The 20,257-nt window shown below is 65.7% G+C and carries 21 protein-coding genes; 8 read left to right on the top strand and 13 right to left on the bottom strand.

Going from position 1 to position 20,257, the window contains the following annotated elements; all coding sequences use genetic code 11:
- The first annotated feature begins 16 nt into the window (after positions 1 to 16).
- On the top strand, positions 17 to 1,924 hold the full coding sequence (locus tag K410_RS0124700) for an acyl-CoA synthetase (RefSeq protein WP_028137348.1): 1,908 nt from the start codon (positions 17 to 19) through the stop codon (positions 1,922 to 1,924).
- Between the two features lie 194 nt (positions 1,925 to 2,118).
- On the opposite strand, the gene K410_RS0124695 is transcribed toward K410_RS0124700, so the two are convergent.
- Together K410_RS0124695 and purB are read right to left on the bottom strand one after the other, a co-directional pair.
- Positions 2,119 to 3,291 carry a M20 aminoacylase family protein gene (locus K410_RS0124695; RefSeq protein WP_028137347.1) on the bottom strand — a complete coding sequence of 391 codons (1,173 nt, stop codon included), beginning with the start codon at positions 3,289 to 3,291 and terminating at the stop codon, positions 2,119 to 2,121.
- Positions 3,292 to 3,437: 146 nt separating this feature from the next.
- Positions 3,438 to 4,745 (bottom strand): adenylosuccinate lyase, encoded by a 1,308-nt coding sequence (gene purB, locus K410_RS0124690; RefSeq protein WP_028137346.1) that lies wholly within the window; start codon positions 4,743 to 4,745, stop codon positions 3,438 to 3,440.
- Between the two features lie 547 nt (positions 4,746 to 5,292).
- On the opposite strand from purB, the gene K410_RS0124680 reads away from it, so the two are divergent.
- Positions 5,293 to 5,880, top strand: coding sequence for a TetR/AcrR family transcriptional regulator (locus tag K410_RS0124680; protein ID WP_028137345.1), 588 nt, complete (start codon positions 5,293 to 5,295; stop codon positions 5,878 to 5,880).
- A 34-nt stretch (positions 5,881 to 5,914) separates the two neighbouring features.
- On the opposite strand, the gene K410_RS38645 is transcribed toward K410_RS0124680, so the two are convergent.
- The 3 genes from K410_RS38645 to K410_RS0124665 all read right to left on the bottom strand — a co-directional run bounded on the left by K410_RS38645 (position 5,915) and on the right by K410_RS0124665 (position 8,358).
- Positions 5,915 to 6,220: a hypothetical protein gene (locus K410_RS38645; RefSeq protein ID WP_080672205.1), complete on the bottom strand. Its 306-nt coding sequence runs from the start codon at positions 6,218 to 6,220 to the stop codon at positions 5,915 to 5,917.
- Positions 6,221 to 6,329: 109 nt separating this feature from the next.
- Entirely contained in the window at positions 6,330 to 6,980 is a 651-nt protein-coding gene (locus K410_RS0124670; RefSeq protein ID WP_028137344.1) for a response regulator, read from the bottom strand.
- A 7-nt stretch (positions 6,981 to 6,987) separates the two neighbouring features.
- The gene (locus K410_RS0124665) at positions 6,988 to 8,358 is read right to left on the bottom strand and encodes a sensor histidine kinase (RefSeq protein WP_028137343.1); all 1,371 of its coding nucleotides are present in this window, start codon (positions 8,356 to 8,358) and stop codon (positions 6,988 to 6,990) included.
- Between the two features lie 199 nt (positions 8,359 to 8,557).
- Here K410_RS0124665 and K410_RS0124660 point away from each other — a divergent pair, with 199 nt between their 5' ends.
- From K410_RS0124660 to K410_RS0124640, 5 genes are all read left to right on the top strand, one after another.
- The gene (locus tag K410_RS0124660; protein ID WP_028137342.1) at positions 8,558 to 9,337 is read left to right on the top strand and encodes a MotA/TolQ/ExbB proton channel family protein; all 780 of its coding nucleotides are present in this window, start codon (positions 8,558 to 8,560) and stop codon (positions 9,335 to 9,337) included.
- A complete protein-coding gene (locus tag K410_RS0124655; RefSeq protein WP_028137341.1) occupies positions 9,334 to 10,020 on the top strand; it encodes a DUF2135 domain-containing protein in 687 nt (228 codons plus the stop codon). The genes K410_RS0124660 and K410_RS0124655 overlap by 4 nt, the downstream gene beginning before the upstream one ends.
- The gene (locus K410_RS0124650; protein ID WP_028137340.1) at positions 10,013 to 10,618 is read left to right on the top strand and encodes a hypothetical protein; all 606 of its coding nucleotides are present in this window, start codon (positions 10,013 to 10,015) and stop codon (positions 10,616 to 10,618) included. The genes K410_RS0124655 and K410_RS0124650 overlap by 8 nt, the downstream gene beginning before the upstream one ends.
- 114 nt (positions 10,619 to 10,732) lie before the next feature.
- A complete protein-coding gene (locus tag K410_RS0124645) occupies positions 10,733 to 11,473 on the top strand; it encodes a metallophosphoesterase family protein (protein WP_028137339.1) in 741 nt (246 codons plus the stop codon).
- A gap of 5 nt (positions 11,474 to 11,478) precedes the next feature.
- The gene (locus K410_RS0124640) at positions 11,479 to 12,903 is read left to right on the top strand and encodes a serine/threonine protein kinase (RefSeq protein ID WP_028137338.1); all 1,425 of its coding nucleotides are present in this window, start codon (positions 11,479 to 11,481) and stop codon (positions 12,901 to 12,903) included.
- Positions 12,904 to 12,929: 26 nt separating this feature from the next.
- Here K410_RS0124640 and K410_RS0124635 read toward each other — a convergent pair whose 3' ends face one another.
- From K410_RS0124635 to rpe, 5 genes are all read right to left on the bottom strand, one after another.
- Positions 12,930 to 13,121 (bottom strand): hypothetical protein, encoded by a 192-nt coding sequence (locus tag K410_RS0124635; RefSeq protein ID WP_028137337.1) that lies wholly within the window; start codon positions 13,119 to 13,121, stop codon positions 12,930 to 12,932.
- A 24-nt stretch (positions 13,122 to 13,145) separates the two neighbouring features.
- A complete protein-coding gene (locus K410_RS40535) occupies positions 13,146 to 13,319 on the bottom strand; it encodes a hypothetical protein (RefSeq protein WP_196236044.1) in 174 nt (57 codons plus the stop codon).
- A gap of 5 nt (positions 13,320 to 13,324) precedes the next feature.
- Complete coding sequence (locus K410_RS40530) at positions 13,325 to 13,468, bottom strand: hypothetical protein (RefSeq protein WP_196236043.1); 144 nt, start codon at positions 13,466 to 13,468, stop codon at positions 13,325 to 13,327.
- A gap of 91 nt (positions 13,469 to 13,559) precedes the next feature.
- Positions 13,560 to 14,150, bottom strand: coding sequence for a hypothetical protein (locus K410_RS0124625; RefSeq protein WP_028137336.1), 591 nt, complete (start codon positions 14,148 to 14,150; stop codon positions 13,560 to 13,562).
- A 51-nt stretch (positions 14,151 to 14,201) separates the two neighbouring features.
- Positions 14,202 to 14,903, bottom strand: coding sequence for a ribulose-phosphate 3-epimerase (gene rpe / locus K410_RS0124620; RefSeq protein WP_028137335.1), 702 nt, complete (start codon positions 14,901 to 14,903; stop codon positions 14,202 to 14,204).
- 251 nt (positions 14,904 to 15,154) lie between these two features.
- Here rpe and K410_RS0124615 point away from each other — a divergent pair, with 251 nt between their 5' ends.
- Entirely contained in the window at positions 15,155 to 15,943 is a 789-nt protein-coding gene (locus K410_RS0124615) for an EF-hand domain-containing protein (RefSeq protein ID WP_028137334.1), read from the top strand.
- 13 nt (positions 15,944 to 15,956) lie between these two features.
- Here the strand turns inward: K410_RS0124615 and K410_RS0124610 are convergent, their stop codons facing one another.
- Genes K410_RS0124610 through K410_RS0124600 form a run of 3 tightly spaced genes read right to left on the bottom strand, consistent with a single transcriptional unit; the run spans position 15,957 to position 20,080 of the window.
- On the bottom strand, positions 15,957 to 16,169 hold the full coding sequence (locus K410_RS0124610; protein WP_028137333.1) for a KTSC domain-containing protein: 213 nt from the start codon (positions 16,167 to 16,169) through the stop codon (positions 15,957 to 15,959).
- A gap of 50 nt (positions 16,170 to 16,219) precedes the next feature.
- On the bottom strand, positions 16,220 to 17,215 hold the full coding sequence (locus K410_RS0124605) for a P1 family peptidase (protein ID WP_028137332.1): 996 nt from the start codon (positions 17,213 to 17,215) through the stop codon (positions 16,220 to 16,222).
- A gap of 57 nt (positions 17,216 to 17,272) precedes the next feature.
- On the bottom strand, positions 17,273 to 20,080 hold the full coding sequence (locus tag K410_RS0124600; RefSeq protein ID WP_028137331.1) for a PAS domain S-box protein: 2,808 nt from the start codon (positions 20,078 to 20,080) through the stop codon (positions 17,273 to 17,275).
- Positions 20,081 to 20,257 lie beyond the last annotated feature (177 nt).

Here is a 20,257-nt window from a genome sequence, read left to right as displayed (position 1 = left end):
GGGAGGACGGAATTCCATGGCGGGCATCCATGCGCTCGATCGGCTTATCGGCAACGACTATCCGGAACTTTTGACGGACGCGGACGTCCGCGCTTTCGAGCAGGTCCCTTACGCAGAGCGCATTGCGGCCGAGAGTACCTATGATGCCATCAAGCTGGGTGCCGAGCGCAACCCCGACGGCGCGGCGATCCAGTTCCTGCAGAATGCCGATCCCGCCGACACGCCGGCTGTGGTCACGTACCGCGATTTCATCGCGCGCGTCACGCAGGCCGCCAACATGTTTCACGCGCTCGGCGCGGAAAAGGGCGACGTCATCAGCTTCATGCTGCCGCTGGTGCCCGATGCTTTCGTGACGCTGTTCGGTGCGGAGGCCGCCGGCATCGCCAATCCCGTCAATCCGCTGCTGGAGCCGCACCAGATCGCGGAAATCCTGGAAGCCGCGAACACCAAGATCCTGGTGGCGCTCGGACCGATGCCGGGCACCGACATCTGGCAGAAGGTCGAGCAGATCCGCCCGCAGCTCAAGCACCTCAAGGCGATCGTGCAGGTGTTCGGCGGCGGCGATCCTGACAAGGGCATCTTCGCCTTTGCCGACCTGATCAAGCAGCAGCCGTCCGACCGGCTCGTCAGCGGCCGCAAGATTCTCGGCCGTGACATCGCCGCCTATTTCCACACCGGCGGCACCACCGGCACGCCGAAGCTGGTGCGGCACACTCATGCCAACCAGGTCTATCAGGCCTGGGCGCTCAATCTGCTGCTGAAGGGAAAGCCCGGCGTCAATCTGCTGTTCGGCATGCCGCTGTTTCACGTCGGAGGCTCGCTGACTCAGGTGCTGACGACGCTGTCGGGCGGCGGCTCGCTAATCGTGCTGTCGCCGAGCGGCTGGCGCAATCCGAATGCTGTGAAGAACATCTGGGGACTGGTCGAACGCTACAAGCCCGAGGCGCTGTCGAGCGTGCCGACGGTGCTGGCCGCGACGCTCGCGGTGCCGCCCGGCAATGCGGATATCTCCAGCCTGAAATATGCAGCCGGCGGCGGCTCGGCGATCCCCGTCGCCGTCGGCTCGGCGATCCAGGACAAGCTGAAGCTCCCGGTGGTCGAGGTTTACGGCATGACCGAGACCTCGAGCGTGCACACGCTGGCTTATCCGTCACGGCCGATCCGGCTCGGCTCGGTCGGCTTGCCGATGCCTTATTCGCGCGTGCGCATCGTGCAGCTGGACGCCGACGGCCGCCTGATCCGCGACTGCAAGCCGGACGAGATCGGCGTCGTCATCATGGCCGGGCCGGGCGTGTTCAGCGGCTATCTCAACGACGAGCACAACAAAGGTGCCTTCGTCGAAGAGGTCTGGGTCAATTCCGGCGATCTCGGCCGTCTCGATGCCGACGGCTATCTCTGGATCACCGGCCGCGCCAAGGACCTCGTGATCCGTGGCGGCCACAACATCGATCCGGCGCCGATCGAGGAGATCATGTTCCGCCATCCCGCCGTCGGCTTTGCCGCCGTGGTCGGCCAACCCGACGCCTATGCCGGCGAATTGCCCGTGGGATATGTGCAGCTGAAGCCGGGCGCCAAGGTCGAGCCGGGCGAATTGGAATCGTGGGTGCGCGAGCGCACGCCGGAGCGCGCCGCCGTCCCGGTGCAGGTGATTCCGATCGACCCGATGCCCGTGACGGGCGTCGGCAAGGTGTTCAAGCCGCAGCTGCGCTGGGACGCGGCGGAACGCGTGTTCACCAAGGTGCTGGCGCCGCTGGTCGAGCGCGGCATCGATTGCAGGGTCAAGGTCGGCGCCCATGGCAGCCACGGCTCGATCGCGACCGTCACGCTGACGGGGGTGCCGGAGGACCGGCGTGAGATGGTCGCCGGCGAGGTTCAAAAGCTGCTTGCACCGTTCGTGATGCGCCATGAGGTGGTGCACGCGTAGGTGAATGGCGCTTCGCACTCGTAGGATGGGCAAAGGCGCAAAGCGCCATGCCCACCTTATTCGACGTGAGAGCGTAGGGTGGGTTAGCCCTGCAGATGCGCAAAGCGCATCTGCTCGGCGTAATCCACCTCTTTCGTCTCTGCGGCAACAGAAGTGGTGGGTTACGCCTTCGGCTAACCCACCCTACGAAGCCTCTACCCCGCCGGCATCCGCGTCTCGACGAGGCGTGCCCAGAACGAGGCGCCGTGGCCCAGGATATTGTCGTTGAAGACATAGGCGGGGTGGTGGCACTCGTTGCCGTCGCCCATGCCGACCAGCACCATCGCGCCGGGGCGTGCTTCCAGCATGAACGAGAAATCCTCGGCGCCCATCATCGGGATGAACTTGTCGTTGACGCGCTCAGTGCCGACGATGTCGCGAGCGACGTCGGCGGCAAGGCCGGCCTCGCGGGCATGGTTCATGGTCACCGGATACATCCGCGTGTACTTCGTCTCGGCCGAGCCGCCATAGGCGCGGGCGATGCTGTCGGCGACTTCGCCGATGCGGCGTTCGACGAGATCGCGCACTTCAGGGTCGAGCGTGCGCACGGTGCCGGCGAGCTCGGCGACCTCCGGGATGATGTTGAAGGCGGTGCCGGAGTGGAATTGCGTGATCGAGATGACCGCGGACTTCAGCGGATCGACGTTGCGCGCCACGATCGATTGCAGCGCATTCACGATCTGCGAGCCGATCAGCACGCTGTCGACCGATTTGTGCGGTCCGGCGCCGGCGTGGCCACCCTTGCCGCGGACGGTGATCTGGATGTTGTCGGAGGAGGCGAGCATCGCGCCGGGTGTGGTTGCGAAATGCCCCTCCGGCAGGCCCGGCATATTGTGCATGCCGTAGACCTCCTGGATGTTCCAGCGCGTCATCAGCCCGTCCTCGACCATGGCCTTGCCGCCGCCGCCGCCTTCCTCGGCGGGCTGGAAAATCATGATCGCGGTGCCGTCGAAATTGCGCGTCTCGGCGAGATATTTGGCGGCGCCCAGCAGCATGGCGGTGTGGCCGTCATGCCCGCAGGCATGCATCTTGCCGGGCACTTTGGAGGCGTAGGGCACGCCCGACGTCTCCATGATCGGCAGTGCGTCCATGTCGGCGCGCAGGCCGATGGTCTTGCCTGAGGCGGACTTGCGGCCGCGGATCACGCCGACCACGCCGGTGCCGCCGATGCCGGTCACCACCTCGTCGCAGCCGAACTCGCGCAGCTTGTCCGCAACGATGCCGGCGGTGCGGTGGACTTCGTAGAGCAGCTCCGGGTTCTCGTGGAAGTCATGGCGCCAGGCAGCCATTTCGTCGGAGAGGGCGGCAACGCGGTTGACGATGGGCATGGGGGATCCGTGTTCTGGGGGTTCACTTGTCATTCCGGGGCGATGCGACGCATCGAACCCGGAATCTCGAAATCGTAGCGCGAGATTCTCAGGTGCGCGATTGCGCACCTGAGTTCACGCGTCGCGTGCCCCGGAATGACGGGATATCAGCTCTCGCCGAACACGCGCTTGAAGATCGTGTCGACGTGCTTGAGGTGATAGCCGAGGTCGAACTGCTCCTCGATCTCGGCGTCCGAGAGATACTTCCGCACCTCCACGTCCTTCTTCAGCAGCTGGAGGAAATCGCCTTCGCCGCGCCAGACCGGCATGGCGTTGCGCTGCACCAGCTTGTAGGCGTCTTCGCGGCTTGCGCCCTTCTGGGTCAGCGCCAGGAGCACGCGCTGCGAATGCACGAGGCCGCCGAGGCGGTCGAGGTTCTTCTGCATGTTGGCGGGGTACACCAGCAGCTTGTCGATCAGGCCGGCGAGGCGCACCAGCGCGAAGTCGAGCGTCACCGTCGCATCCGGACCCATCATGCGCTCGGCCGAGGAGTGGGAGATGTCGCGCTCGTGCCAAAGCACGACGTTCTCCAGCGCCGGCGTCACATAGGCGCGCACCATGCGGGACAGGCCGGTGAGGTTCTCCGACAGCACCGGGTTGCGCTTGTGCGGCATGGCGGAGGAGCCCTTCTGCCCCTCGGAGAAGAATTCTTCGGCCTCCAGCACCTCGGTGCGCTGCATGTGGCGGATCTCGACCGCGATCCGCTCGATCGAGGAGGCGATCACGCCCAGCGTCGAGAAATACATCGCGTGGCGGTCGCGCGGGATCACCTGGGTCGAGATCGGCTCGGGGACGAGGCCCATCGCCTTCGCCACGTGCTCTTCGACGCGCGGATCGATCTGTGCGAAGGTGCCGACGGCGCCGGAAATGGCGCAGGTCGCGACTTCCTTGCGCGCCGCGATCAGGCGCTCCTTGGCGCGCGAGAACTCGGCATAGGCGTAAGCGAGCTTGAGGCCGAAGGTCACCGGCTCGGCATGGATGCCGTGGCTGCGGCCGATGGTCGGTGTCATCTTGTGCTCGAAGGCGCGCTTCTTCAGCGCGGCCAGCACCTTGTCGAGATCGGCGAGCAGGAGGTCGGCGGCACGGGTGAGCTGCACGTTGAGGCAGGTGTCGAGCACGTCGGAGGAAGTCATGCCCTGGTGCACGAAGCGCGCCTCGGGGCCGACGATCTCGGCAAGATGGGTGAGGAAGGCGATGACGTCGTGCTTGGTCTCGCGCTCGATCTCGTCGATGCGGGCGACGTCGAAGGTGGCGTTCCTGGCCTTGGCCCAGACCGTCTTGGCCGCCTCCTTGGGGATGGTTCCAAGCTCGGCGAGCGCGTCCGCCGCATGCGCCTCGATCTCGAACCAGATCTTGAACCGGGTCTGCGGCTCCCAGATCGAGGCCATTTCGGGACGGGTGTAGCGGGGGATCATCTGATGGCTCCAGGAAGGTGGGCGGGCGATCCTGAGGAGGCGGCGCCGGCCAAAATGCTTTTTACGCCGTGATTTAACAGAGCGGACAGGGCGAAACAAACGGTCTGACCCGCCAAAGAGGAGGATCGCCGAGCTATCCACCGGACCGGTTGGCGGGGGTGGGGGCCGGTAAAAACCCACTGTCAATCACGGATCATTGACTGACAGATATTGAAATCTGTCATCGAGACGTGTATATCTGCTCCCGGACGCTCCGATTGGGCGTCCCGCGACAAGCCCCGGGGAGCCCGACATCCGAAGCGGATCGGAGGGCGATTGAAGAACGGGACCGCGGACGAATGGAGACTTAAGACGATGACGACCGAAATCCTCAATTTGACCGGCGTGATTGGGCATTGGCTCAATCTGCTGGTGGCGCGCCAGATCGCGGCGCAAGCTGCAAAACTGCCTCATTAGGGCATAGGCTTTCCGAAACGACCGGCCAGGGCGCTTCGGAAGTAGCCCTACTGCCGGGAAACTGAGCCCTCAACGGGAACATGGTGCTGGCATGAATGAAGTTGTTGTCTTGACGCCGGAGCGGATCCTCGACGTCACCGAGGACGTGCTCAGGCGCTTCGGACTTGCCAAGGCCACCGTGGTCGACGTGGCCCGTGCGCTCGATGTGAGCCACGGCAGCGTCTACCGCCATTTCCCGAGCAAGGCCTCGCTGCGCGAGGCCGTCGCCAAGCGCTGGCTGGACCGCATCGACGCGCCGTTGCGCGCGATCGTCGAGGAGCAGGGCTCGGCGCCGGCCAGGCTCGAGCGCTGGCTGCGCACGCTGTTCGCTGCCAAGCGTTCGCGCGTGCTCGACGACCCCGAGATGTTCGACACCTACCTGACGCTGGCGCGCGAAGCCTGCGCGGCCGTGAAGTGTCACAAGGACACCATGATCGACCAGATCGCGGCGATCCTGAGCGACGGCGTGAAGCAGGGCGTGTTTGACGTCGCCGACGCGAAGATCACGGCGCGCGCGATCTTCGATGCGACCGTGCGTTTCCACCATCCGGCTCATGCCGAGGAGTGGAAGGATGCCGATCTTCCCGCGCGCGTCGATGCGACGCTGGCGCTGCTGCTGCGCGGATTGAAGGCGGCCTGAGGCCGCAGGACGATTCAATTCGCGGTGCGGCCGATCAACTTCTCACTTTGTTAAGAACGGCACCGTTGCGAAGCGAGGCCGAGGAAGCGGAGTGCCTTCGGGCGTGGAGGGCGGACTCCGAGGATGGTGCGACCGGCGGACTCTCCGGATACGCATTGATTGCGATCTCGACATCGTCCTTTGACCGCTTTCGAAGGCGCTCGAATGCCAGCTCTTGGCCGAGCATCGGGCAGCGGAAATGGATAACAGCGGTATCCGGCAGGCGGCACAGTTCGTCGATCAGCTCACCGACGGTAATTATGGAGGGATGGTCGACTGACTTGTGATGACCCTTACTCATGACCCTGGACTCCTTTGCCGTGTTAACCGGCGCCGGATGGTCTCCGTTCCAATTTGCTTCGGCAGATTGAGAAGCCTCAAGTGACCGAGGCGGTGCGGCAGCTCTGCTGCTAGATCCTCGTCAGACCGCACGTCGCGGCCAGCCGCACCAGCTGCGCATCCGTGCGGGCGCCGGTCTTGGTCTTGATCAGGTAGTGATAGTTCTGCACCGTCTTCACACTGAGATTGAGATGCGCCGCGATCTGCTCGGTGGTAGCGCCGCCGGCGAACTGGCGCAGGATCTCGATCTCGCGCTCCCCCAACTGATCCAGCACCGAACCCGACGACAGGCTGTCCTCGGCCAGGATATGCGCGATGTCGTCGCTCATGGCGCGTTCGCCGCGGGCGACGGCACGGATGGCGCCGACCACCGAGGACGGCTCGCTGCTCTTGGTGACGAAGCCGCTGGCGCCAGCGCCGAAGGCGGCTTTCACCAGCACGGCCTCGTTGTGCATGGTGAACACCAGGATCCGCGCCCGCGGGCTGCGGGCGCGGATGTTGCGGATCGCCTCCAGCCCGCTCGCGCCCGGCATCGAGATGTCGAGCACCACGACATCGGGGTCGTGCGCCTTGAAGGCGCCATAGGCGTCCGCGGCGTTGTCGGCTTCCGCCACGACATGCAGATCGCCCTGGCTTTCCAGCACACGCCGGTAGCCTTGCCGAACGATCGGATGGTCGTCGACCAGCAGCACGGAGATGCCTGTTGTTGCCACCTCGCTCATGGCGGCCTCACGCGGCGAGCGGGATGGTGGCGGCGACGCTGAGGCCGCCGCGGGCAGGCAGGATCGAGAGCGATCCGCCGGCCGCATTGACGCGCTCGCGGATGCCAGTCAGGCCGAAGCCCGCCGACTGTGCGACGCGCGCCGCATCGCCGCCGCCGTCGTCCTCGACGCGGATCAGCAGCGCGTCGTCGTCGCCGGTCCGGCGTTCAATGCGCAAGGAAATCTCGCGCGCCGCGCTGTGGCGCAGTGCGTTGGTCAGGCATTCCTGCGCCACGCGATAGGCGGTGGTGGCGGCCGCTCCCCGCACGTCCGTCAGGTCGCCCCTGAGGTCGAGCCGAATGGTCGGCCGGGCCGCGCTCTGCGAGCGCCAGCTGTCGACGAGATTGACGAGGCTCGCCTCGAGCCCGAGCTCCTCGGGCAGCGGATTGCGCAGACGCTTCAGCGCATCGCGCAACGAGGCCATCAGATGATGGGTGGCCTGCGAGATCATGCGCGCATCCTGCGCGATGCCGATGTCGGGGTTTCCCTTCTTGCTCGCCGTCTCGATCGTATTGGCGAAAGCGAGAATGGCGGACAGGTTCTGCCCGAACTCGTCGTGCAGCTCGCGGGCGAGGGCGCGGCGCTCGTCGTCGCGGATCTCGATCAGACGCCGCGTCAGCGCGGCGCGCTGCTCGGTGGCTTCCTCCAGGCGGCCGCCGAGCTCCTCGACGGCGCGGCCGATCATCGCCAGCTCCATCGAACGGAAGCGCGGCAATTGGGTGCGGTATTGTCCGCGCGCCATGCGCTGCAGCGCCGTCACGATCGCGCGCGCCGGGGCCAGCGCATGCGCGATCGCGAGCGATGCCAGCAGGGCGATCGCCGCCGCCATCAACAGCGCGACGTCGATCACGTTGAGGATGTATTCCCAGGCGAGCGAGATCGCGGCGGCCGCATCCGGCGTCGCGACCACCGTGCCGGCGGAAGCGGCCCGGGGACTGACTGGCCGTATCACCTCGGCGTGGCTGCCGAGGATCATCGGCACGATTGCGGCGAACCAGCGCGGCGGCGCCTTGCCCAGCCCCTCGCTCTGGCCGCACAGCGGCTTCTCAAAAGCGGTGGCCGGCTGGAACTCGACGCAGACGCCGGGCGAGATCAGCTTCATGGTCTCCAGGGTGCGCCAGTCCGGAACCGGCAGGATATGCTCGCGGGCCCTGCTGCTGCGCAACAAAAGCTCGCGCCAATACAGCCCCTGAAGCGCCTGCGCGACGCGCTGCGCCGAGGCTGCGGTCGCCCGATCGACGCTGCGATAGGCGTCGAACGTGGCCCATATGGTTGCTGCGCCCAGGCAAAGAGCCACGATGAGCAGCAGACGGGCGACAAGCTGAAGCACGAGGCGCATGCGATCACCCTCGACGTTTGATAAGGTCAGCCTAACAACGCCGCCGCGCCTTGCCAATTGCGGGGTTCGGCAGGATCGCAGCTCGGGCAAATTTCCCAAGCCGGATTGGGCATGGGTCTTTGGACCTGATACGGCGGCTTTGATCTAATCGGGTGGAAATTTATGGGGCCAATCGTTGCGGCCCGAGGAGCGGTGCAGCATGAGTTCGATGACGATTGGACCGATCGCGCCTGTCACGACCGACCCGTCCGAGCGCAGCGCGCTCCTGTTCTGGATGATCTTCACCGGACTCTCGATCTTCGCCGTCGTGCTGCTGTGGCGGTTCGGTCTGATCCATCTGATGCTGACCTCGGACCGCACCTACATTTCGAGCGTGATCGCGGTACTCTATGTCCTCACCTGCGGCCATTGCTTCCTGCGCACGCGGGCGATCGCGCGGGAGGGCGCGGCGGCGCGGCGCTGCCGAGCGGTGCTCGCGGCCCCCGACGGTGGCAAGGTGCTCGATGCGCGTGCGGCGGCGTTGCCGCGCGGGCTGGTACGAGATCACATCGAAAGCCTGGTGACCAAGGCCGCGGCGCAGGATTATCGGCCGGTCGACCAGACCCTGCTGCTGCGAACGCTCGCCGATCGCCTGCGCGGCTCCAACGGGTTCGGCGCCTTCGTCTCGGACACGCTGATGAAGCTCGGCCTGCTCGGCACCATCATCGGCTTCATCATCATGCTGGCGCCGATCGCGGGGCTGGATGCCGCCGACAAGGTCGCGATGCGTTCCTCGATGGGCCTGATGAGCGACGGCATGGCGGTTGCGATGTATACGACGCTTGCCGGCCTCGTCGGCTCGATCCTGGTCCGCATCCAGTATTACATGCTGGACGCCGCGACCCAGCGGGTGTTCTCGGATGCGGTGGTGCTGACCGAGACCTATGTGACGCCGGTGCTCGAGCGCAAAGGCGCAGTCAAGGGCGCCACCTCGTCATGATGGATGATTTCGGTCTCTATCCGCGCGAGGAGGCGTTCGACCCCCTGGGCGTGATGCTGTTCAAGGCGCTCCAGGTGATCGCGTTCCTGTTCTTCCTGGCGCTGCTGGCGGTCTCTCCGGACGCCAAGGAGGGCAAGATCGACTCCAAGGCCGAGTTCATGATCACCTTGGACTGGCCGGACAATCACCCCGACGATCTCGACCTGTTCGTGCAGGATCCCGCCGGCAACATCGCCTGGTATCGCCACCGCGAGGCCGGCTTCCTCACCCTCGACCGCGACGACCGCGGCGGGGCCAACGACTTCATCATCGTCGCCGGCAAGAAGATCGCCTCGCCGATCCGCGAGGAGATCGTCACGGTGCGCGGCATCCTGGCCGGCGAATACACCGTCAACATCTCGCATTTCGTGGCGACGACCGGCGAGCCCGTCACGGCCAACGTGAAGGTGCAGAAGCTCAATCCGACGGCGCAGGTGGTGTTCGACAACAAATTCACGCTCGACCACACCGGCGACGAGAAGACCGCGGTCCGGTTCCGGATCGATGACGAGGGCAAGGTCGTCAACGTCGACCAGCGGCCGAAATCGCTGCTGGAGACGTTCCGTAGCGGCTGGCGCAACGGCGCCGATCTCGACCCGAGGACAGGCGTGAGCAGGAACCCCACGAGGATACGCCGTGACTGATCTGCAGACCGTCATCCTGACGCTGTCGGTCGCCTACGCCGTGATCGGCGCGCTGCTGCTGGTCGTGCTGGTCTATGCGCGGCTGCACTGGTCGCTGAAGGCGGTCGCGGTGATCGTGACCAGCGCCTTCTATGTCGTCAGCTTCACCGAGATGCGCGGGCTGCTCGGCTGGGCCAGTTCCGAGCGGCTGCCGGCGTCCTTCAAGCTGTTGAAGGCCCGCATCGTCGAGCCGCACTCGCTTCAGGGCGATCCCGGCTCGATCTATCTGTGGGTCGAGCAGCTCGACGAGGACAATCGCCCGAGCGGCATTCCGCGTGCCTTCCGCGTGCCCTACAACGACAGGCTCGCCGACAAGACCCATGCCGCGGAGAACGAGATCGCGCTCGGAAATCCGCAAGGCGGCCGCGCCGCCGACTTCGGCGGCGGCGATGGCAGCATCATCGACATGGTCCGCGAATATGTGACGCCCAAGACCATCTTGGAGACGACCGGCGGCGATTCCTCGACCGGTGAGTTCATCGCCCCGCCGGTCGGCGCGCAAGGCGCCGTGTTCACCCCGCTGCCGCCGCCCCGAATGCCCCCGAAAGACGAGCAATAGGCTCTCCGCCATCGTCGGCGGGCGCTGGCAAAGGCCGCCGCGCTGGCGCATGGTCTTGACCTCCCTCAAATTGGCCTTATCGGCTTTCAATAAGAATTCGAGGGTGGAGGGTGCGTGCTTCTCGCTGTCTTTTCGGATATCCACGGCAACCGGCAGGCCTTCGAGGCCTGCCTGAAGGCCGCCCGTGCGAAGGGCGTGGAGCAATTCGTCCTGCTCGGCGATTTCGTCGGCTATGGCGCCGATCCCGAATGGGTGGTGGATACCGCGATGGAGCTCGTTGCCCAAGGTGCTGTCGCCGTGCGCGGCAATCACGACCAGGCGGTCAATTCCTCCGCGGAGACCATGAACGCCGAGGCGCAGGTCGCGATCGAATGGACCCGCGGCCGGCTTGATACCGCGCAGCGGAGGTTCCTGACCGAATTGCCGATGCTGGTCGAGGACGACGATCGTCTCTTCGTGCATTCGGAAGCCTCCCACCCCCAGCGCTGGCACTATGTGCGCTCGACGGTGGAGGCCGCCAAGAGCCTGATCGCGACACCGGCCCATGTCACGTTCTGCGGCCATGTCCATCGTCCCGCGCTCTATTCGATGTCGGTGACGGCGAAGATGACGAGCTTCGTGCCCAAGACCGACGTCCCGGTGCAGCTGCTGCGCGGACGGCAATGGCTCGCCGTGCTCGGCTCGGTCGGCCAGCCTCGCGACGGCGATCCGTCGGCAGCCTTCGTCTTGTTCGACACCGAATCGTGCCAGATCACCTATTGCCGGGCGCCCTATGACATCGCGACCGCAGCCGGCAGAATTCGCGACAACGGTCTGCCGCCTTGGCTCGCCGATCGGCTGTCGCAGGGGCGCTGAAGGCAATGCCGAAGCCTCTGGTCAAATCCGGCGCGGTGATCGATGGCTACACCATCGGCGAATGCGTTCACGCCGGCGGCATGGCGACGCTGTGGATCGTCACCCATCCCGGCATCGACGTGCCCCTGCTGATGAAGATACCGCGGGTCTCGGAGGGCGAGGATCCCGCCGCGATCGTCTCCTTCGAGATGGAGATGATGATCCTGCCGCGGCTTGCAGGGCCGCACGTCCCGACCTGTTTCGGCACCGGCGATTTCGCGCACCAGGCCTATGTCGTGATCGAGCGCATCGGTGGCGCCACGCTCTACAAGCGGCTGCCCGACCTGCCGCTGCCTTATGACGAAGCCCGGCAGCTGGTCGCCAGGATCGCGAGCGCGCTGGCCGACCTGCACCGGCAGAACGTGATCCACCACGACATCAAGCCGAGCAGCATCATGTTCCGCGAGAGCGGCGAGGCCGTGCTGATTGATTTCGGCCTGTCGCATCACAACCACCTGCCGGATCTGTTGCAGGAGGAGTTCCGCCTGCCTTACGGCACTGCGCCCTACATGGCGCCCGAGCGGCTGTCGGGGGTGCGCGACGATCCGCGCAGCGATCTGTTTTCGCTCGGCGTGCTGCTGTATTTCTTCACCACCGGCGAGCGGCCGTTCGGCGAGGGCGAGACGCTGCGCGCGATGCGGCGCCGGCTGTGGCGCGATCCGCATCCGCCGCGCAAGCTCCGTGCCGACTATCCGCCCTGGCTCCAGGAGGTGGTGCTGCGATGTCTTGAGATCGAGCCGGTGTGGCGCTATCCGACGGCGTCCCAGCTTGCTTTCGACCTCGCCCACCCGGACCAGGTCAAGCTCACCACGCGCTCGGAGCGGGTCAAACGCGACCCGCTCAGCGTCGCTTGGCGGCGCCGGTTCAATCTGGGTGTCATGGCGCCGCGCGCGAAGTCGGATGTCGCCGCCCAAATCGCATCGAGCCCGATCCTCGCGGTCGCGCTCGACACGGTGGAAGGCGCACCGGAGCTCAACGAAGCGCTGCGCGTGACCACCGAGCGCATCCTCGCCACCCTGCCGTCAGCACGGCTCGCCTGCCTCAACGTGCTCAAGCTGAGCCGGATCGCGGTCGACCGCACCTTGGACGAGCAGGGCTCCAACAAGCATATCGACCGCCTGGTCGCACTCCGGCACTGGGCGACGCCGCTCAAACTGGATGAGAGCCGGCTGACGGCTCATGTGCTGGAGGCGGTTGATCCCGCCGCCGCGATCCTGGAATTCGCCGAGGTCAACCAGGTCGACCACGTCATCATCGGAGCCCGGCAAGACTCATTCAGGCGCACGCTGCTCGGCAGTGTCTCGGCCAAGGTGGCCGCGGAAGCGGCCTGCACCGTCACCGTGGTACGGCCGCCGCGGATGGCCGGCGACGCTGGCGAAGCACCTGGATAGGCTGGCTGCCGATTTGAACGGGCGGATCAGGCCGCGTGAACGGCGTGGGCGACCCGCTTGCGGCGGATCGGCCAAGAGAATTGCGGGCCGGGCTCGCCGTGATCCGCGCTGCCGCCGAAAAACTGGATGATCTCGCGGCAGGGCTCGCAATTGAACAGGTTACGCGACGCGGATGCCTTGGTCATTTCCTTCAGGCAGTTCGGGCAGTGCGGTTTCATGGGGCGATCCGAAAGAGGGAAGTATCAGTGCTGTGACGCCAACGAATGATCGAGGTCCGTGGTGTCGAGCCTGGCATCGTCGTCCATCGCGCCGTCGGCGCGATCGAGGCGGCCGAAGAAATAATCAAGGCCCGGATGCGGGCGGCGCGGGATCCGGCACCTGCGCTTCGGCTGGCGCTTCACGAGCGTGATTTGCATGGCGCTCAGCCCCGACGACGATGAAGGTGAATGACGCGGGCAGAAGCCTCGGCCTTCAGCGGTCGCGCCACACGCAGGCTGCGAGCCGCAATCGCCGCGTTGAACGCCAACCACAACGCTACACCAGTCCAGAGCAGGATCGCCGTCATGATGTCCTCCCGTCAAAAGCAGGCAGGAATCACTTGCGGTGATTTGCGCGAATCAGTGAAGTCCGGATGAGTACGGATCAAGACTGCAATTTTAGGCATTGCGCATTGCAGCACCCGTAAAAGCCGCGACTTTTTTTCCGTGCTGTCGCATCGCGCCCGTGCGCGCACCTTCGAGGATCTCCCGTATGCGCGGCGCTTCTCGAAGACAGCGAAATCCGTAGCGTCCAGTATAGTCGGTATCGGGCGAGCGGGTCGACCTTCCCGACGCGAAATTGAGGTGACCGGCGCCACGGCCGATGTCGAGGATTTCGCAAACCGGGTCCATCGCCTGGAATGGCGTTTGGCTCACCGTCCGTCTGCCCCAGGCCGTTCGCAAGATGAGCGCGCGACGATCGGTGATGAGATAGAGCGTCTGCAGGTCCTGAAGCAGCATCACCAGCGGGGCCGCAACCATCGCAATGCCGAGCATCGCGAGAGGGTGGGCCGCGCCGCCGATCCAATCGAAGCCGATGGCGGTCAGCAACAGCCAGGGAAATCCGATCCACCAAAGATACCGCCACATCATCATGTGGGCGACGCCGTCGGGCTGGCCCTGCCAGATCACCCGCTCTCCGTCCTGCAGGGATTCGGCGCGCAGGCGTTCCAAGCCTGCGGAAAACGGGGGGGCGTGAATTCCATTCATTGCCTTTGGTCGCGGCGGCGGTGGCGCCGGTTCGGGACCCGCGAATGGTTCTCAGATGGCTTCGCCGCGGGCCCCCAGCGCCGCATTGCGGATCGCGGCGATGTTGGCCTTGTAGGCATCCTGCGTGCCGCCCCGGAATACGGATGTGCCGGCGACGAAGGCGTTGGCGCCGGCCGCAGCGAGCGCGCCGGCGACATCGGGGCCGACCCCGCCATCGACCTCGATGTCGATCGGGCGTCCCGCCGTCATCGCGCGGATGTCGCGGATCTTGCCGATCGCCGAGGGAATGAAGGCCTGGCCGCCGAAGCCGGGATTGACCGACATCACCAGCACGAGGTCGACGAGATCGAGCACGTATTCGAGCGCGCTGACCGGCGTGCCTGGATTGAGCGAGACGCCGGCCTTCTTGCCGAGCGCACGGATCGCCTGCAACGAGCGGTGCAGATGGGGGCCTGCCTCCGCATGCACGGTGATGTGGTCGCAGCCGGCTTTCGCAAAGGCTTCGAGATAGGGGTCACATGGCGAGATCATCAGATGCGCGTCGAACACCTTCTTGGTGTGCGGGCGCATCGCCTTAATGATGTCGGGGCCGTAGGAAATGTTGGGAACGAAGTGACCGTCCATCACGTCGAGATGGATCCAGTCGGCGCCGGCGGCGTCGACGGCGCGCACCTCCTCGCCGAGCCTGGAGAAATCCGAGGCCAGAATCGAGGGCGCGATGGCCAGCGGGCGGGGGGTAAAGGCTTGGGTCATGGCGCGGTTTCCCGGTGCGGCCGTGAAAGATGGCCTCGCCTAACATGCGCCTCCGCGGCGGGCAATGCAGGACAGGCGTGCTTGCTGTGGGCGGAAAATTCTGCCGCAGTCGGCACGAATTGCCGGTGTTCCCCGGCCGTCCGATGCGCGGCGTAGCCGGATTTCATTGAACTTTTTGCGCTGGCACGACGCTTGCTGACGACACCTGCAGAACATTGGCCGCGGCATGCCGCATCGGTTGGAGTTGTGCAATGTTGTTTGCCCTTGGGGCCGTCGGGGCCGTATCGAGCGCACTCGATGCGATTCAGTCGCTGACGAACTCGAAATCGTCCTCCTCGACGCCCAAGACGAACTCGGCGCAGGGCGCGACCAATCCGTTCGCGATCGACAGCGGCAGCAGCAATACGACCAGCGGCGCGACTTCGTCGGTCAATTCGGGCAATCGCCCACAGATTTCGCCGGAAACGATGAGCGCGCTGATCGCGGCACAAGGCCAATCGTCCGACGGCAGCAGCGTGGCGACCTCGACGTCGTCGAACGCGACGTCGAAAGGCCGGGATGCTGCACTCAAGGATCTGTTCTCGCAGATCGATGCGGATGGCGACGGCAACATCACCAAGTCCGAGTTCGAGGACGCACTGGGAGCTGGCGGGACCAACTTAGCGCAGGCCGATGACGTGTTCTCTAAGATGGACGCGAACTCCGACGGCAACGTCAGTCTCGATGAGATGTCGAAGGCCCTGAAGAGCGGTCACCACGGCCACCATCACGCGGAGAGTGCCGGCGGCTCGGGCGATGGATCGGATTCATCGTCGAAGTCCGTCGGCGGATCGACCTCGACGACGACGACCGCTGCCGACGGCTCGACCACCACCACCGTCACCTATGCCGACGGCTTCAAGATGTCGACGACGGTGCCGGGCCCCTCCAGCCCCCGCAATTCGGCCTATGATCTGTTCGCGCAGTTGATGCAGCAGCAAGGCGGCCAGGGCCAGGGCTCTTCGGCGGCGGCCGGTTCGTCGATGTCGATGAGCGTCTGAGCGGCATCCGAGATCATCCGGCATATTCGTGCGTGATGTCACGATAGCCGTAGCGGTCACGGATTTCGTGGTTGAAGAACGCGCCCTTTGAGCGCGCTTGCCGGAACGCTGCGGCAACCTCGGGCGGAACGTCCTCATAGACATAGAGGCGTCCGCTGACGAAAGTCACCTTCAGCTCCCGCGTGTCGGGCGCATAGCGGAAGAACCGGATCACGGAAGACGGCATGGCAGCACACCTGAGGCCGCCAGGGTAACGCCGCATCAGCCGTTTCGTTTCTAGCCGAATCTGTCCCTCCACGCCGGCTGCGCCCCCGGGAACGGCAACGCGGCCGCGCTGTACACGGCGCGGCCGATCGCGCGCGCGACCACGTTGGCGGCGACGGTGCCGAGCTCGGTGAGGCCGACCAGCGGCTCGATTGGCTTCTCGCCGGTCGCCGCCGCAAACAGCACGTCGCCATCGGTCGGTGCATGCACCGGATAGATGGCGCGGGCAAAGCCGGTGTGCGCGATCATCGCCAGGCGCTTGGCCTGGGGCTTGGTCAGCACCGCGTCGGTGACGACGGCCCCGATGGTGGTGTTTTCGCGCGCGCTTGCCGCGGGACCGCCCTTGATGCGCATGCGAAGCATGTCGTCGGTGAACGTGTCAGGCAGGCCGCGGCCGCCGAATTCGCCGCCGAGCTCGAACGGCGCCGCCCAGAACCACGGCCCGTCGCCGACGGTAACGGTGCCCACCGCGTTGACGGCGACGATCGCCGCGACCTTCACGCCATCAGGAGTCGCCGCCGAAGCCGAGCCGAGCCCGCCCTTGAACGTCGCGGTGGTGGCCCCGAGGCCAGCGCCGACGCTGCCGAGCGCGAAGTCGGTGCCGGCGGCAGCGGCCGCGGCGTAGCCGAGGTCGCGATAGGGCGAGAAGCGGCCCCAGGCCTTGTCACCGCCGTTGAGCAGATCGAACAGGATCGCGCCCGGCACGATCGGGATCAGGGCTTCGCGAACCTTGAAGCCGCGCCTTTGCTCGGCGAGCCAGGCCTGGACGCCGCCACCGGCATCGAGGCCGAAAGCGGAGCCGCCGGACAGCGCGATCGCATCGACCCGCTCGACGGTGTTGGCAAGATCGAGCAGGGCGTCCTCGCGCGTGCCGGGACCGCCGCCGCGCACGTCGATCGCCGCGATCGCGGGGGAATCGAAGATGATCGCGGTGGTGCCGCTGGCGACTTTGGCGTCCTCGGCATGCCCGACGCGGACCCCGGCAATGTCGGTGAGCAGGTTCTTCAAGATGGCCTCGCGCGCTGAAAGGAGCTCGCCTTGCGATAGCGCAGGGATGCCGCAGGCTCAACTCGCCAGTGCAGTCCTGAGCATCTTGGCGAGTTCGGTCTTGCGGTAGGGCTTTGCCAGCAGCAGCACGCCGGAATCGAGCCGGCCGTGATGGACGATGGCATTCTCGGTATAGCCCGAGGTGAACAGGGTCTTCAGGTCGGGGCGGCGGCGGACGGCTTCGTCGGCCAGCTGACGGCCGTTCATGTTGCCCGGCATGATGATGTCGGTGAACAGCAGGTCGATGGTCTTGTCGTTGTCGAGGATGGTCAGGGCCTCGGCGCCGTTGGCGGCCTCGAGCGCGGTGTAGCCGAGGCTCTTGACCTGGGTCACCACATATTGCCGCACCAGTGCATCGTCCTCGACGATCAGGATCTTCTCGTTGCCGCCGGTAACGGGCACATTCTGTAGCGCCTCGAACTCGCTCTCCTGCACGCCGCTCGAGCGCGGCAGGTAGATCTTCACGCTCGTGCCGTGGCCCTGCTCGCTGTAGATCTTGATGTGGCCGCCGGATTGCTTGACGAAGCCGAACACCATGCTCAAGCCCAGCCCGGTGCCCTTGCCGACCTCCTTGGTGGTGAAGAACGGGTCGAACACGCGGTCGATCAGCTCCGGCGGGATTCCGGAGCCGGTGTCGCTGACCGCGATCATCACGTAATTGCCGGCGACGACGTCGGGGTTCATGCTGGCATAGCCGTCGTCGAGGAAGATGTTGCGGGTCTCCAGCACCAGCGTGCCGCCCTCCGGCATGGCGTCACGAGCGTTCAGCGCGAGATTGAGGATCGCGGTTGACAACTGGCCGGGATCGACCAGCGTCGGCCAGGCATCCTCGGTGAGCTGCGGCACGATGGTGATCTGCTCGCCCAGGGTGGGGTGCAACAGCTTGGCGGCTTCGAGCGCCAGCGCGTTGACGTCGATCTCGCGGGGCTGGAGCGGCTGCTTGCGGGCGAAGGCCAGCAGATGCTTGGTCAGCTGCGCGCCGCGCTCGGCGGCGTCGTCGATCAGCTTGGTGATCGCAGCCAGCTCGGGGCGGTCGGCGACCGCGTCGGCCAGGATGCCGATCGTGCCGGTGATGACGGTCAGCACGTTGTTGAAATCGTGGGCGACACCGCCGGTCAGCTGGCCGATCGAGTCCATCTTCTGGACGTGCCGGAACTGGGCTTCGGCGGCCTGCTTCTCCGTGAGATCGCGGCCGATGAAGAAATGGCGCTTCACGGGCTCGGACCAGGTGCCCATCCAGTTCAGCGTGACCTCGTGACCGTCGTGGTGATAGTAGCGCGCCTCGAAGCTGCGCTTGACCGCGCCGCGCCGCGCCGCCCGCATCTCCTCCCGCGTCTTCTCGAGGTCGTCAGGGTGGATGAACTCGGTCGCGCTGTGCCCGATCATGTCCTCCGGGTTGAAGCCGAGGATGTCCTTCACGCTCGGGCTGACCTGGACGAAATTGCCGAAACCGTCGGTGACCAGGATCAGGTCCTGCGAGGTCTCGAAGATGCGCCGGCGCTCCTCGGTCTCGCGCCGCAGCTTCTCGCGCGCCTCCTTCTCCTCCGTGATGTCATGAGCGATCTTGGAGGCCCCGATGATCTCTCCGTTGTCCGATTTCAATGGCGAAACATTCAGGACGACGTCGAGCGCGCGGCCATCCTTCCGAATCCGCACCGTCTCGTGCTGGGCGATCGATTCGTTGCCGGCGATCCGGTTGAGGATGCTCCTGACTTCGTGCTTGCGGTCCGGCGGCACGATGATGTCGATCGACCTTCCGACGGCCTCCGCGGCGGAATAGCCGAACAGATGCTCCGCGGCCTTGTTCCAGCCGGTGATGACGCCGTCGAGCGTCTTCGTGATGATGGCGTCGTTGGAGGATTCGACGACGGCGCCGTACAGCGCGAGGCGCTTGCCGTAATAATCGCGTTCCGAGGCCGATTGCTGGCGCAGCCTGCCGACGAGCCCGACGGTGTGCACCTGAAGGCGGACATTCTCGATCAGCAGCACCGCGAGCACGAAGCTCGACGCGCAGAGGCCGTAGAGACGGCCGGCGTAGAAACCCAGATCGAAGCGCGCGACGTTGACGATCGCAGACAGCGCGATGTCGAACAGCCATGCGCACATCACGACCATGAGCCAGATGTCGATCACCGAATGCGGGCGGCGGAACCACAGCGAAACGAGCGCGGCGAAGCTCAGCGACCACACGAAGGACACGACCCCGATCATGGTCGCCGTGTAACGGCCGTCGCGGAGCAGCACCGGCAGCAGATCGTGCTGGGCGGTGACGATCCAGGCAAAGGCAGCCATGGCCGCGACGACGCCGAGCGCGATGGCGCAGATCGCGTTGCTGGTCGGACCCTTGATCGTGGGGCCGCCGTCCTTTTCCTTCTGCCAGGCATAGCCGAGCACGAACAGCGGGAAGACGCCGTGCCAGATCATGTAGAGCCAGACGGTGGTCTGGCTGCCCGCGCCGAACAGTCCGGTCGGGGTGAACAGGCCGGGGAAGGTAAGGGCGTGGGCCAGCGCCGCCGCGGCGGTGAAGAGATAGCCGGTCGACAGCCACAGCAGCGCGCGGGTCCGCAACACCGAGAACTGCGACAACAGCAGCACTGCGGTGATGATGTCGCTCACGGCCAGGGCGGATTGATAGCTCGCGACGAAGGCCGGAACCGGCGGCAGCGGGATACCGGCGAACGGCACGGCCAGGGCGAACAGGATCGAGGAGACGCCGACGATCCACAGAGCCGCGTTCCGGTCGGTTGAGGTGGCCGGCAGAGTGGAAAGAAATGTGCTTCGGTCAATCGCAGGCGCGTTCATCTCGTGCAGACCCGTGTTGAGCATCTCCGCAGTTCCAAGATCTGGCAGCCTTGACCTCCAGGATAGCCCGTTCCGGACACGGGTCGTGAACTGATGCAGCGACGACTCAACCGAAGGTTACAACTTACCTAATTCGGGTGGGAACGCGGAATAGGGATCGGGTAAGATGCGCTTTACCGCACGGTGTCATAATGCCCCGCC

It is taken from the genome of Bradyrhizobium sp. 22, assembly GCF_000482425.1.
Lineage (GTDB): Bacteria > Pseudomonadota > Alphaproteobacteria > Rhizobiales > Xanthobacteraceae > Bradyrhizobium > Bradyrhizobium japonicum_B.
The sequence above is the reverse complement of the archived record's forward strand: the minus strand, read 5'-3'. Positions and strand labels throughout refer to the sequence as shown.

Coding starts and splice junctions, on each gene's coding strand:
- K410_RS0124695 (WP_028137347.1), bottom strand. CDS start 3,291: ATGCCCATCGTCAACCGCGTTGCCGCCCTCTCCGACGAAATGGCTGCC.
- K410_RS0124615 (WP_028137334.1), top strand. CDS start 15,155: ATGTTGTTTGCCCTTGGGGCCGTCGGGGCCGTATCGAGCGCACTCGAT.
- K410_RS0124700 (WP_028137348.1), top strand. CDS start 17: ATGGCGGGCATCCATGCGCTCGATCGGCTTATCGGCAACGACTATCCG.
- K410_RS40530 (WP_196236043.1), bottom strand. CDS start 13,468: ATGACGGCGATCCTGCTCTGGACTGGTGTAGCGTTGTGGTTGGCGTTC.
- K410_RS0124635 (WP_028137337.1), bottom strand. CDS start 13,121: ATGAAACCGCACTGCCCGAACTGCCTGAAGGAAATGACCAAGGCATCC.
- purB (WP_028137346.1), bottom strand. CDS start 4,745: ATGATCCCCCGCTACACCCGTCCCGAAATGGCCTCGATCTGGGAGCCG.
- K410_RS0124680 (WP_028137345.1), top strand. CDS start 5,293: ATGAATGAAGTTGTTGTCTTGACGCCGGAGCGGATCCTCGACGTCACC.
- K410_RS0124640 (WP_028137338.1), top strand. CDS start 11,479: ATGCCGAAGCCTCTGGTCAAATCCGGCGCGGTGATCGATGGCTACACC.
- K410_RS38645 (WP_080672205.1), bottom strand. CDS start 6,220: ATGAGTAAGGGTCATCACAAGTCAGTCGACCATCCCTCCATAATTACC.
- K410_RS0124670 (WP_028137344.1), bottom strand. CDS start 6,980: ATGAGCGAGGTGGCAACAACAGGCATCTCCGTGCTGCTGGTCGACGAC.
- K410_RS0124600 (WP_028137331.1), bottom strand. CDS start 20,080: ATGCTCAACACGGGTCTGCACGAGATGAACGCGCCTGCGATTGACCGA.
- K410_RS0124660 (WP_028137342.1), top strand. CDS start 8,558: ATGAGTTCGATGACGATTGGACCGATCGCGCCTGTCACGACCGACCCG.
- K410_RS0124665 (WP_028137343.1), bottom strand. CDS start 8,358: ATGCGCCTCGTGCTTCAGCTTGTCGCCCGTCTGCTGCTCATCGTGGCT.
- K410_RS0124655 (WP_028137341.1), top strand. CDS start 9,334: ATGATGGATGATTTCGGTCTCTATCCGCGCGAGGAGGCGTTCGACCCC.
- K410_RS0124610 (WP_028137333.1), bottom strand. CDS start 16,169: ATGCCGTCTTCCGTGATCCGGTTCTTCCGCTATGCGCCCGACACGCGG.
- rpe (WP_028137335.1), bottom strand. CDS start 14,903: ATGACCCAAGCCTTTACCCCCCGCCCGCTGGCCATCGCGCCCTCGATT.
- K410_RS40535 (WP_196236044.1), bottom strand. CDS start 13,319: ATGCAAATCACGCTCGTGAAGCGCCAGCCGAAGCGCAGGTGCCGGATC.
- K410_RS0124625 (WP_028137336.1), bottom strand. CDS start 14,150: ATGAATGGAATTCACGCCCCCCCGTTTTCCGCAGGCTTGGAACGCCTG.